The 12,122-nt window shown below is 72.5% G+C and carries 10 protein-coding genes; 5 read left to right on the plus strand and 5 right to left on the minus strand.

The annotated features are described in order from the left end of the window. Window positions 1-100: 100 nt before the first annotated feature. A complete protein-coding gene (locus tag OG349_RS25865) occupies window positions 101-1,165 on the minus strand; it encodes a Gfo/Idh/MocA family protein (protein ID WP_327236865.1) in 1,065 nt (354 codons plus the stop codon). Between the two features lie 107 nt (window positions 1,166-1,272). On the opposite strand from OG349_RS25865, the gene OG349_RS25870 reads away from it, so the two are divergent. Then, window positions 1,273-2,679 (plus strand): multidrug effflux MFS transporter, encoded by a 1,407-nt coding sequence (locus OG349_RS25870; RefSeq protein WP_327236866.1) that lies wholly within the window; start codon window positions 1,273-1,275, stop codon window positions 2,677-2,679. 17 nt (window positions 2,680-2,696) lie between these two features. On the opposite strand, the gene OG349_RS25875 is transcribed toward OG349_RS25870, so the two are convergent. Beyond that, a complete protein-coding gene (locus OG349_RS25875) occupies window positions 2,697-4,070 on the minus strand; it encodes a hypothetical protein (protein ID WP_327236867.1) in 1,374 nt (457 codons plus the stop codon). Between the two features lie 699 nt (window positions 4,071-4,769). Between OG349_RS25875 and OG349_RS25880 the strand changes: the two genes are divergently transcribed. The 4 genes from OG349_RS25880 (at window position 4,770) to OG349_RS25895 (ending at window position 8,935) form a co-directional block, all read left to right on the plus strand. Next, entirely contained in the window at window positions 4,770-6,245 is a 1,476-nt protein-coding gene (locus tag OG349_RS25880) for an NF041680 family putative transposase (protein ID WP_327236868.1), read from the plus strand. Between the two features lie 53 nt (window positions 6,246-6,298). After that, window positions 6,299-7,300, plus strand: coding sequence for a small ribosomal subunit Rsm22 family protein (locus OG349_RS25885; RefSeq protein WP_327236869.1), 1,002 nt, complete (start codon window positions 6,299-6,301; stop codon window positions 7,298-7,300). Window positions 7,301-7,393: 93 nt separating this feature from the next. Continuing rightward, window positions 7,394-8,017: a TetR/AcrR family transcriptional regulator gene (locus tag OG349_RS25890; protein WP_327236870.1), complete on the plus strand. Its 624-nt coding sequence runs from the start codon at window positions 7,394-7,396 to the stop codon at window positions 8,015-8,017. A gap of 171 nt (window positions 8,018-8,188) precedes the next feature. Continuing rightward, complete coding sequence (locus tag OG349_RS25895) at window positions 8,189-8,935, plus strand: bifunctional DNA primase/polymerase (protein ID WP_327236871.1); 747 nt, start codon at window positions 8,189-8,191, stop codon at window positions 8,933-8,935. Between the two features lie 22 nt (window positions 8,936-8,957). Here the strand turns inward: OG349_RS25895 and OG349_RS25900 are convergent, their stop codons facing one another. From OG349_RS25900 to efeB, 3 genes are read right to left on the minus strand one after another with little or no spacing between them, the layout of a single operon-like run. Further along, window positions 8,958-9,956, minus strand: coding sequence for a hypothetical protein (locus tag OG349_RS25900; RefSeq protein ID WP_442806420.1), 999 nt, complete (start codon window positions 9,954-9,956; stop codon window positions 8,958-8,960). Further along, entirely contained in the window at window positions 9,838-10,809 is a 972-nt protein-coding gene (gene efeU, locus OG349_RS25905; RefSeq protein ID WP_327236873.1) for an iron uptake transporter permease EfeU, read from the minus strand. Before efeU ends, OG349_RS25900 begins: the two co-directional genes overlap by 119 nt. A gap of 25 nt (window positions 10,810-10,834) precedes the next feature. After that, window positions 10,835-12,118 (minus strand): iron uptake transporter deferrochelatase/peroxidase subunit, encoded by a 1,284-nt coding sequence (gene efeB, locus OG349_RS25910; RefSeq protein WP_327236874.1) that lies wholly within the window; start codon window positions 12,116-12,118, stop codon window positions 10,835-10,837. Window positions 12,119-12,122: the final 4 nt, after the last annotated feature.

Genomic DNA, 12,122 nt, shown 5'->3' on the forward strand with positions numbered 1-12,122 from the left:
ACACCCAAGCCCGTCCGGCGATTGAGGACATCAGTAAGCCGCGTCCACCACCGGGCCGCAGACGCCCGTCCGGCATGAGAACACCACGCACCCCCGCGGGCTACGCCCGCCCCGCGTCAGCCGGAAAACGCACGCCGATCAGCGAACGCACCGCATCCAGCGTCCGCATCACCGCCAGCGTGCCGGCCAGCGGCACGAGCGGGGACTCCGTCTCGCCCGCCCGCAGGCAGCGCATCACCTCGACCGCCTCGTGCTGCATCCCCCACAGGCCGCCCGCGCCCGTGAGCCGGGCCTCCGTGATCTCCTCCGGCTCCGCCCCCGACCGCCGCAGGACGAGGCGGTCCGGGGCGAAGAAGCCCGCCGGGATCTCGATCCGGCCCTTCGTGCCGGTGACGGTGGCGGTACGGGGTGTCTCGGCCGTCACCGAGCAGGTGAGGAGCGCCGTCGCGCCCGCGTCCCAGCCCAGCAGGATCCCCGTGTTGAGGTCGGCGCCCTCGGGGGAGAGCAGCGCGTCGGCCTGGACCCGGTCCGGTTCGCCGAGCAGCAGCTGGGCGAACGACACCGGGTAGACGCCGAGGTCGAGCAGCGCGCCGCCGCCCAGCGCCGGGTCGCGCAGCCGGTGTTCGGGCGGGAACGGGCCCTCCAGGCCGAAGTCCGCCTGTACGGTACGGATCTCGCCGATCGCCCCGTCCCGTACGAGTGCCACCAGGTGCCGGATCACGGGGTTGCAGTACATCCACATGGCCTCCATCAGGAAGAGCCCCCGCTCCCCGGCCAGCGCCACCAGCTCGCCCGCCTCCCGGGCGTCGAGCGTGAACGCCTTCTCGCAGAGCACCGGCTTCCCGGCGGTGAGGGCCAGCCCGGCGGCGGCCCGGTGCGCGGAGTGCGGGGTGGCCACGTACACGACGTCGACGTCCTCGTCGGCGACGAGCCCGGCCCAGCTGCCGTACGCGCGCGGGATCCCGAGCCGTCCGGCGAACTCCTTCGCCGAGGCGTCACCGCGCGAGCCGACCGCCACGATCTCGGCGTCCGGCAGTTCACCGACCTCGGTGACGAACCGTTCGGCGATCCCGCCCGTCGCCAGGACACCCCAGCGCACCGCCCGGCCGGCCGCCACCGGTGTCGCCCGAGTCGCCGGTATCGGCTGTTCCGCTTCCGCTGTCATGTGCTGCCTGCCTCATCCGTAGGTATTCGTGGGTGCCGCGTGCATCCCGGATCAATAGGTCCTGACCACTCCGCCTGAGCTGAGAGCATAGGTAAGGATTCAACGACATGGAGATGCGGATGCCTGACGGCGGGCGGACCACCGAGGGACGAATAGGCCACATAGGACCGGGGCAACTCCTGCCGGACGCGGGCAAGAGGCCGCCGGAGGAGGCGGGTTCGGGCCCGGCCGGGACGGCGGGGAAGCCGCCGTCCCGGCGCCAGGCACCTCCCCAGGACACGCAGCGGCTCGCGGAAAGCCCCACCGCCCGCCGGGCCGGGCTCCTCGTCACCCTCGTCCTGGGCGGGCTCACGGCCCTTCCCCCGCTCTCCATGGACATGTACCTCCCGGCGCTGCCCGACGTCACCGGCTCGCTCGCCGCGCCCGCCGCCACCGTCCAGATCACCCTCACCGCCTGCCTGATGGGCATGGCGCTCGGCCAGATCGTCGTCGGGCCCATGAGCGACCGGTGGGGGAGACGCGGACCGCTGCTCCTCGGCATGGTCGTCTACGTCTTCGCCACCGCCCTCTGCGCCGTCGCCCCCAACGTCGAACTCCTCATCGGCGTCCGCCTCCTCCAAGGACTGGCGGGCTCCGCGGGGATCGTCATCGCCCGTGCCGTGGTGCGTGATCTGTACGACGGGGTGGAGATGGCGCGGTTCTTCTCCACGCTGATGCTGATCTCCGGTGTCGCGCCGATCATCGCGCCGGTGATCGGCGGTCAGGTGCTGCGGCTCACCGAGTGGCGGGGCATCTTCCTCGTCCTCACCGTGATCGGCGCGCTGCTCACGTTCGTGGTGTGGAAGTGGCTCCACGAGACCCTGCCCGAGGAGAAGCGGCACAGCGGGGGTGTCGTTGAGGCGCTGCGAACGATGCGCGGGCTGCTTGCCGACCGGGTGTTCACCGGCTACATGCTGGCGGGCGGTCTCGCCTTCGCCGCGCTGTTCGCGTACATCGCGGCCTCGCCGTTTGTCGTCCAGGAGATCTACGGCGCCTCGCCGCAGATGTTCAGCCTGCTCTTCGGCGTCAACTCCGTGGGGCTGATCGTGGTCGGCCAGATCAACGGCAAGCTGCTCGTCGGCCGGGTGAGCCTGGACCGGGTGCTCGGTTTCGGGCTGGCGGTCATCCTGCTCGCCGGGGTGGCGCTGCTGCTGATGACGACCGGGGTGTTCGGCACGGTGGGGCTCTTCCCGGTCGCCGCGGGTCTGTTCGTCCTGATGTCCGCGATGGGTCTGGCGATGCCCAACACCAACGCGCAGGCGCTGATGCGCACTCCGCACGCGGCCGGTTCGGCCTCGGCGCTCATCGGTACGTCGTCGTTCCTGATCGGGGCCGTGGCCTCGCCGCTCGTCGGGATCGGCGGCGAGGGGACGGCGGCGCCGATGGCCCTGGTCCAGGTGGTCAGCGCGGCCGGTGCGATCGGCTGCTTCCTGGGGTTGGTACGGCCCTGGCAGCGGCGGCGGCCGACGCCGTAGGGCCTGTCCGGCGTGTGTCAGGGGCGCAGTGGGTACGCCGTCAGGTGCGGCCGGTCCCGGGCGTCCGTCCAGGGGAAGAGGCCCATGCCCGCCGTGCTCCCGCCCGGCAGCCGTACGTTGGGGGCCAGCGCCACCGCCTCCGGCTGCCCGGCCGTCAGGTCGACCTCGACCGGGCTGCCGCCGCCGGCCAGCGCGTCGGTCACCGAGCGGGCCAGGGCCGCGCCGTACGCGGTGCCCTCGTCCGTCACGGCCGTCAGGGTCAGCGGACCGGTGCCGTCCGCCTCCTCGAAGCACTGGCCCTTCCCCGTCGCCAGGTCGAAGGCGAGGCGGCCGGCGATCAGGTAGCGGCCGGTGGGGGAGAGGGCGGGCTGCGGCGCGTCGACGGGCGCGAGCGCGGGCCTGCGGCAGCGCGTGCGGGCCAGCACCTTGCCGGTGGTCATGTCGTGCACCGCCCAGGTCTCGTGCGTGGCCGTGTCCTTCGCTTTCCTCTTGCCCTGCCAGCGGGCGAGGATCCGGCCCGGTGCGACGGATGACAGCACTCCGGAGGCGGGTGCGGTGCCCGTGGGGGCGACCGTACGGCTGAACCAGCCGCCACGGACCCAGAATTCGGCCGCGCCGCCCACCAGTACGCCCTGCTCGGTCACGGCGCGCAGTTCGGTCAGCCGGCCGCACTCCCGGCAGCCCTTCGGCCGGCCGAGCGCGCCGGGCTCCACCCGGGACACCCCGCCGGTCGCCGGGTCGACCACCGCGCCGGTGGCCTTCCCGTCGCTGATCAGTACGCGGGGTCCTGCGGCGGTCACGACGGGCGCGGCGGGCCAGGGCACTTCGACGCGGCGGCGGGCGCCGGTCGTCGCGTCGTACACGTCGAGGGAGACGATCGTGTCGGAGGGCGCCGGGGCGGTCGCGTCGAGCTTTCCGTACGACCAGGTCACGAAGTACGCGCTGCCGTCGGCGGCGGTGACGGCCAGCAGGCGGGGGGCGAGGCCGGGGGCGAACAGCGCGCGGGTGGGCGTGCCTTCCCAGCCGCGTTCGCCGGACGCCGGGTCGAGCGTCCGCAGCCGGAAGCGGTTCTCCCCGGCGCTCTCCAGGTGGGCGAGGCGGGTCGCGGTACCGACCCCGGCGAGCGCGTACGCGAGCGTGGACGTGGGCGTGTACGCCGGCGCGGGCGCGGGGCCGGTGATCTCCCAGCCGCGTGCGGTGTCGTAGACGGGCGGAACGGTGAGCCGGGCCGGGGGCGCGACGCTCCTGGCCCCTGGCTTCTCGTCGCCCCGGGCGGCTTTGGCTTCGGCGCCGCCTTCTTCGGCGCGGTCACCGTAGACGGCGAGGAGGACGAAGAACGCCACCACGATGCTGCCGGCCAGCAAGGACAGGCGTAAGGCCCGCTGTCTCATGGTCCCCCCGGGGGTGAGATCGGCCGCGTGCCCGGTGCGGGTGGGTGCGGCTTACTGATTGTCCTCAATCGCCGGACGGGCTTGATTGTGCCCGCTGCGGGCCGGTTGCGTATGCGCGGGTTGTTGCCGGGGGCCGGGCAGGGGCCGTGTCCTGCACTGCATGTTTTACGTCGCGTTCGGGAACCCCGAACATTCACGGTAGCCACGCGACACAAAACACGCTCTACGTTCCGGACACGACCCCTGCCCGTCCCCCTTCCCGGCCCGCGTTACCACCCGGCCCACCCCAGGCGGGGAGTCGTTGCGTCTCCCGTCCGGCGTGAGGGGGGTGGGGTCGGAGGAGGTGCGTGTGTCCGGACGTAAAGCGTGTTTTGTGGCGCATGACTACCGTGAATGTCCGGAGCTCCTGAGGCGCCGTAAAACATGCAGTCCGGACATACGTACCTCCGCAGGCCCCACCCCCCGCCACCACGACACACCCAGCCCGTCCGGCGATTGAGGACATCAGTAACCCGCGCGCGCACCGGGCAGAGGCCACAACCAAGCCCGTCCGGCGATTGAGGACAAGCACTAAGCTTGTTGTTTAACGTCCGTCCCTGAGAGGCCAGTTGGCGCCTGACGGGCGATGCGGCAGTGGTACGGCCTTGGTGTGATCATGTGCGTTGTCGAGACGCTGTTGATCATGCCAAGGCCGCGAGGGTGAGTCTGCTGTACAACGCTGTTCGCGTCGAGTCCCTGACCGTGTTGTCCCGGTTCCGGACCGACTTCTACGACTGCCTGACCGCCCGCGCGGACGCACTGTTCGAGCTGACCGACGCCGTGCTGTGCACCGACGGACCGGTACGGTCGCTGGTCGACCTCGCCCTGGCACCCGAGCACCGCCGGGGTCACGGTTCCCTCTACGCCGGCCTGAACCGCGGCGGGCTCGATGTCGCCCGGTTGCGGCGCGCGCTGGCCGGGGTTCCGCTGCCGCGGGCGGGCGACGGGCGGCTGGTCCTGGCGGTGGACGTCTCGCCGTGGCTGCGGCCGGACGCCGGGACCGTGCCGGACCGCTCGTTCTGTCACACCTACGGCCGTGGCAACGCCAAGCACCAGATGATGCCCGGCTGGCCGTACTCGGTGGTCGTCGCCCTGGAGGCCGGCCGCACCTCCTGGTCGGCGTTCCTGGACGCGGTCCGGCTGGCCCCCGGCGCGGACCTGGCGGCGGTCACCGCCCGCCAGGTCGGCGAGGTGGTCGAACGGCTCGTCGCGGCGGGCCAGTGGAGCGAGGGTGACCCGGACGTCCTGATCGTCCTGGACGCCGGATACGACGCCCCGCGCATCGCCCACCTGCTGTCCGGCCTGCCGGTCGAGATCCTGGGCCGGACACGGTCGGACCGGGTGATGCGCCGCCCGGCACCCTCGCGGGAAGAGTTTCTCCGTGCGAACCCGAAGGGTGGACGGCCGCCCAAGCACGGCGGGGAGTTCGTCTTCGGCGACCCCGCGACCTGGGGTGAGGAGCAGGCCGTCACGGTCACCGGCACCCGCCTCTACGGCACGGCGACCGCGCGGGCCTGGGACCGGCTCCACCCGCGGCTGACCCAGCGGGCCGCCTGGCTCGACCACGACGGCCCGCTGCCGGTCATCGAAGGCACCGTCATCCGCCTGTCAGTCGAACACCTGCCGTCCGGCGGGGTCAACAAGCCGGTCTGGCTGTGGTGGTCCCGCACCGGCGCCACCGAAGCCGACGTCGACCGCTGCTGGCAGGCGTTCCTGCGACGCTTCGACATCGAGCACACCTTCCGCATGCTCAAGCAGACCCTCGGCTGGACCCGGCCCCGCCTGCGCGACTCGGCCGCCGCCGACCGCTGGACCTGGCTAATCATCGCCGCCCACACCCAACTCCGCCTCGCCCGCCCCCTCGCGACCGACCTCCGCCGACCGTGGGAGAAGCCAGCGCCGCCGCACAAACTCACACCGGCCCGCGTCCGGCGCGGGTTCCGGAACCTCCGCACGACGACCGGTTCGCCGGCCGGGGCACCGAAACCCACCACACCCGGCCCTGGACGCCCGCCCGGCTCGAAGAACCACAGACCTGCACCCCACCACGACGTGGGACGAGTCCTCACCGGCAGCGAGGCATACCAGCGACCGGCCCACCACAAGGTCGGCACCAAACCCCGACGAACTGGTTAAAAAACAAGCTAAGCGCAACCAAACGCACCGGCGAAGATGCGTACGATTCGGCGGTGAACGCCGACACCCTTCCCACCCCCGACGCCCTGCGCACCGCCCTCGCCGGCCTGCTCGACGGGCTGCCGCCCAAGCAGGCCGCCCAGGCCGTCGAGCGGCTGATCGCGAACTACCGGGGGACCACCCCGACCGGCACGCCCCTGCTGCGCGACCGGTCGGACGTCGCCGCCTACGCCGCGTACCGGATGCCCGCGACGTTCGAGGCGGTACGGGCCGCGCTCGACGCGCTCGCGGACGCCGCGCCGGACTGGGTGCCCGCCAGCCACCTGGACGTGGGCGGCGGCACCGGCGCGGCGGTCTGGGCGGCCGACGCGACGTGGGCGGAGCCCCGTACCACCACCGTCCTGGACTGGGCGGAGCCCGCCCTCGCGCTCGGCCGGGAGCTGGCCGAACGCTCCGGCCTCCCCGCGCTGCGTACCGTCGACTGGCGGCGCGCCAGGATCGGCACCCCGCTCGTCCTGCCCGACACCGACCTGATCACGGTCTCGTACGTCCTGAACGAACTGACCGAGCGCGACCGGGGCGCGCTCGTCACCGACGTGGCGCGGGCCGCCCAGGCCGTGGTGATCGTGGAACCCGGCACCCCCGATGGCTACTTGAGGATCATCGAGGCCCGGCGGCAGCTCATCGGCGCGGGGCTGCGCGTTGCCGCGCCCTGCCCGCACGACGGCGCCTGCCCGATCGAACCGGGCACGGACTGGTGCCACTTCGCCGCCCGGGTCGCCCGCTCCTCCCTGCACCGGCAGGTGAAGGGGGGCTCGCTGCCGTACGAGGACGAGAAGTTCAGCTATGTGGCGGCGGTCCGCTTCGCACCGCGGCCGGTGCGGAACCGGGTGATCCGCAAGCCGCAGATCCGCAAGGGCCAGGTGCTGCTGGAGCTGTGCACCCCGTCGGACGGACTGCGCGGCGAGACGGTCACCAAGCGGCACGGCGCGCTGTACCGCGCGGCCCGGGACACGGGGTGGGGCGACGCCTGGCCGCCGCCCGCCGCCCCGTGATCCGTTCGGGTGATTCCCGGTGCGGTCCTGCCGGTCTCCCCGTCAGCTGTCGAGACGATACGTCTCGCCTCTACCCGTTGGTAGATTGACGCCATGGCCGACAGCAGGGCACCCGACTCCACCCGCCGCAGCGACCGGTCCCGCCGGGCGATCTATGACGCCGCGCTCGCCCTGGTCACCGAGGTCGGCTACGCGAAGACGACCGTCGAGGGCATCGCTGCCCGCGCCGGAGTCGGCAAGCAGACGATCTACCGGTGGTGGCCCTCGAAGGGCGCCGTCCTCCTCGAAGCCTTCCTCGATCTCACCGAGCAGGCCGCCCGCGCCGCCGCCGACGGGGCGGGGATGTACGAGATCCCCGACACCGGTGACCTGGCCGCGGACCTCAAACTCGTGCTGCGCGCCACGGTCGACGAGATGAACGATCCCGCGTACGACCTCCCCTCACGCGCGCTCGCCGCCGAGGGGATCGTCGACGCCGAACTGGGCGCCGAGTTCGCCCGCAAGCTCCTCGAACCCCAGCTCCAGCTCTACGTGAAGCGCCTGCGGGCCGGTCAGGAAGCCGGTGACGTACGGCAGGACATCGACCTCCGTATCGCCCTGGAACTCCTCGCGGGCCCCCTCGCGCACCGCTGGCTGCTCCGTACCCTCCCGCTCACCCACGCATACGCGGATGCCGTCGCCGACTACGCCCTGTACGGTCTCGCCCCGCGCGGCTGACCGGCGGGGCGAGGCGCGGACGGCCGGCGGCCGACCGGCGGTCGGCCGGGCGGGCCACCGGCGGCTCACATGTGGCCGACCCCCGGCTGGGGAGGGCGGCCACCCGGGAGGCAGGATGGTGCGACCATGGGTGAGGCCGCAGGGGCCGGCGTGAGGTGTGTGAGGGGATAGATGGGCGACGACTTCGGCCGCTACCGCGGCACGGACAGCAGGATTCCCCAGTGGTTGCGCAGGCGTGCCAAGAAGAGCGCCGAGGCGCTCGACGGGGCGGCGGCGGACCGGGAGGCACTGCTGCTCGCCGTGGCCGACGCCGGTATGCCCGTCTCGCCCGCGGCCCATCCCCTCGGCTACCGCTGTTCCTGTGAGCGGATCGGCTGTCCGACCCCGGCCAGACACCCCATCTCGTTCGCCTGGCAGACCCAGTCCACCACCGACCGCGCCCAGATCGAGCGGTGGGCCCGCAACCAGCCCCAGGCCAACTTCATCACCGCGACCGGCATGATCCACGACGTGCTGGACGTGCCGCTGGAAGCGGGCAGCCGGGCGCTGGAGCGGCTGCTGGAACGGTCCGTGGACGTCGGCCCCGTGGCCGATTCCGGCGGCGACCGCATGCTCTTCTTCACCGCCACCCGGGGCACCCCGGAGGACGAGGACGAGTGGTGGCCCTGCGAACTGGACTGCCACCCCGAGACGATGGACGAGCATCCGGGGCTGCGCTGGCACTGCCGGGGCAGTTACGTCCTCGTACCGCCCGCGCGGCTCCCGGGCGACCTGGCGGTGCGCTGGATCCGCGGCCCCGAGCTGCCGCTGCCCGATCCCCTGACACTGCTGGAGACCCTGACGGACGCGTGCGCGCGGTACGCGGGCGAGAACGGCGAACTGGACCCGCACGCGGTGGCCTGGCCCCTGGGCCGCTGAACGACCCCGCCGATGGCCCGCGTTACGAGCCCACGGCCCCCGTCACGCCCTGCAAGCGGCCTATGACGTCGACCTGGCCGGAGGCCGTCCCGGAGCCCGCCCCGGCGCGCGGGACGACCACCGCCTGGTTCGACATCCATTCCTTCGTCACGGTGTTGGTCACCGTGCCGGTCATGAGCGCCTTCACGTCTGCGCTCACCCGCGGCCGCAGCCCCTTCGCCGCCGTCTGCCGCTCGAAGAAGCGCATGGCGAAGAAGACGAACGCGCCCCCGTCCTCCGTCGCCAGCCCGACCGGGGCGAAGTCCCCGCCGTTCAGGGGCTGGTCGACGTACTGCTGGGTGAACCCGGGGACGCGCGCCCGCTTCTGACGGTCCGTCCGCCACGCGGTGGTGTGCGGCCCCGGCGCGAAGTGCGCGGGCCGGCCGGTCCGCAGGTACGAGGTGTACTCGGCGCTCAGTGCCTTCGGCGCCACCGCGAAGTTCGTGTCGTCCGGCGATATCGCCTCGCCCCAGCCGTCCTTGTCGGTCTTGAAGGCCGGCACCGTGCCCTTGGACAGGATCGCCAGATACGCGACCTCCCACGGACGGTCCTTCGCGTTGCGCACGAACACCAGCAGCCAGCTGTTGTCCTGCGGCCCGCCGTCGACGTCCCGGTTGCTGTCGGTGTCCGCGAGGAAGAACCGCGGCCAGCCCGCCTTCTTGGGGATGGTGAACTTCGCGTCGGTCAGCTCCAGCGGTACGTGCCGGGGGTTGCCGGCCGGGTCCGTGACGCTCCGCGACTTCAGCCCGGCCTGGTTGATCGCGCCCAGCGCGCCCGTGACCTGCTCCGCGTCCAGCGCCGGATCGTACGCCAGGTCCGAGGCGTTGTACGCGTCGGTGAAGACCTTCAGCGCCCGCGCGGCCTCACTCCGCTTCGCCGACGGTACGACCGCCAGCTCCCCGTGCACCGTCACGCACCCGCTCGCCGTCAGTGACAGCGACGCGACCGCCGCCAGCCCCACCACTGCCCGCATCGGCCTCATCATCGGTCGCCTTCTGCTCCTCGGCCCCGCCCCCGCCTCCAACTGACCGTCCGAACCATACCGGGGCCAGGAACAGCGCGAGTGTCGGGATCAGGTAGAGCAGCCACACGACCAGCTGGACCACGGTGGGATCCGGCTGGAAGTTGAAGACGCCCTTGAGGAGCGTGCCGTACCAACTGTCCGGCGGGATGGTGGAGCTGATGTCGAAGGCCTTGTCCGACAGGCCGCCGATGTGGTCGGCCTCCTGGAGGTCGTGCACCCCGTACGCGAGCACCCCCGCCGCGACGACGACCAGCATCCCGCCGGTCCACGTGAAGAACTTCGCCAGGTTGATCCTGAGCGCGCCCCGGTAGAAGAGCCACCCCAGTACGACGGCGGTGGCGAGCCCCAACAGCACACCGGTCAGCGGCTCGTACGTGCCGTCCTGCGACGCGCGCACCGACGCCCAGACGAACAGCGCCGTCTCCAGGCCCTCGCGGCCCACCGCGAGGAACGCCGTCGCGACCAGCGCGCCCGTGCCCATCGCCAGCGCCGCGTCGAGCTTCGCCCCCAGGTCCGCCTTGAGGTGCCGGGCCGTACGCCGCATCCAGAAGACCATCCACGTCACCAGGCACACCGCGACGATCGACAGCGAACCGCCCAGCGTCTCCTGCGCCTCGAACGTCAGCTCCTGCGAGCCGTATTCGAGCCCGAAGCCGAAGGCGAGCGCCAGCACGATCGCGACCGAGATCCCGATCCAGATGGGCCGCAGCGCGTCGCGCCGGCCCGTCTTCACCAGGTACGCGACGAGGATGCAGACGACGAGACTGGCCTCCAGGCCCTCTCGCAGACCGATCAGGTAATTGCCGAACACGGCGGGTCCCTTCTGCTCTCTCTGCTCAGGAGACCAGCGTCCGGCCCCACCAGTCGTCCTTGTCCCGGACGCCCGGCGGGATCGCGAAGACCGCTGAACCCACGTGCTGGATGTACTCGTTGAGCGCGTCGGAGCGCGCGAGGGACTGCTGTACGGGGATGAACGCGTCCCGCACGTCCCGCTGGTAGGCCAGGAAGAACAGGCCCGCGTCGAGCCGGCCGAGCCCGTCCGTACCGTCGGTGAAGGAGTAGCCGCGCCGCAGCATCCGTACCCCGTGATGGGAGTCCGGGTGCGCGAGGCGCACATGCGCGGTCGGCAGCATCGCCTTGAGGTTGGGCTTGTCGTGCTCGTGCGCCTTGCCGACCGCCGCGCCCTCGCCCTTGTCCCGGCCGAAGATGTCCTCCTGCTCCTGGAGGGAGGTGCGGTCCCAGCTCTCGATCCGCATCGAGATCCGGCGTGCGACCAGGTAGGACCCGCCGGCCAGCCAGCCGGCCCCGTCCTTCCGCGACACCCACACGTGCCGGTCGAGCGCGGCCGTGTCCGTCCCGTCGATGTTGCTGGTGCCGTCCTTGAACCCGAAGAGGTTACGGGGGGTCTGGGCGCCCGGCGTCGTCGACGACGTCTTGCCGAAGCCCAGTTGGGACCAGCGCACCGCGACCTTGCCGAAGCCGATGCGGGCGAGGTTGCGGATGGCGTGCACGGCGACCTGCGGATCGTCCGCGCACGCCTGCACACACAGATCACCGCCGGTGCGTGCCGCGTCCAGGTTGTCGCCGGGGAACGCGGGCAGGTCCACCAGCGCGTCGGGCCGCCGGTCCTCCAGGCCGAACCGGCCCTTGGCGAAGAGCGACGGGCCGAAGCCGACCGTCAGGGAGAGCCGGGACGGCTTGAGCCCCAGTGCCTCGCCCGTGTCGTCGGGCGGCGCCTCGGCGAGCCCGCCGTACGCGCCGTCGCCGACCGCCTGGCCGGCCGTCATCCGCTCGGCGGCCCGCGTCCAGTCCTTGAGGAGCTGGGCCAGCTCGGCACGGTCCTTCGTCGTCACGTCGAACGACGCGAAATGCAGACGGTCCTGTACGGCGGTGGCGATGCCGGCCTGGTGCGTACCGTGGAAGGGGACCGCCGCGCCGCTCTCCGCGGCGGGCTCGGTCGGGTCCCCGCCGCGCACCGCCGCGACGGTGCCGCCGGCCGCGACGGCACCGAGCGCGAGCCCGGCGCCGCCCCAGCCGAGGAGGGAGCGGCGGGAGGGCGCGGCGCCCTGGCCGGATCCGTCGGCGGCTCCGGGAGAGCTTTCGGTCGTCTGGTCGTTCACGGCG

The sequence above is a fragment of the Streptomyces sp. NBC_01317 genome (assembly GCF_035961655.1).
Taxonomy (GTDB): Bacteria; Actinomycetota; Actinomycetes; order Streptomycetales; family Streptomycetaceae; genus Streptomyces.

Bases quoted from the DNA above. Each gene is read 5' to 3' on its own strand.
- OG349_RS25875 (WP_327236867.1), bottom strand. From the start codon at position 4,070: ATGAGACAGCGGGCCTTACGCCTGTCCTTGCTGGCCGGCAGCATCGTG.
- OG349_RS25890 (WP_327236870.1), top strand. From the start codon at position 7,394: ATGGCCGACAGCAGGGCACCCGACTCCACCCGCCGCAGCGACCGGTCC.
- OG349_RS25870 (WP_327236866.1), top strand. From the start codon at position 1,273: ATGGAGATGCGGATGCCTGACGGCGGGCGGACCACCGAGGGACGAATA.
- OG349_RS25865 (WP_327236865.1), bottom strand. From the start codon at position 1,165: ATGACAGCGGAAGCGGAACAGCCGATACCGGCGACTCGGGCGACACCG.
- OG349_RS25895 (WP_327236871.1), top strand. From the start codon at position 8,189: ATGGGCGACGACTTCGGCCGCTACCGCGGCACGGACAGCAGGATTCCC.
- OG349_RS25900 (WP_442806420.1), bottom strand. From the start codon at position 9,956: ATGAGGCCGATGCGGGCAGTGGTGGGGCTGGCGGCGGTCGCGTCGCTG.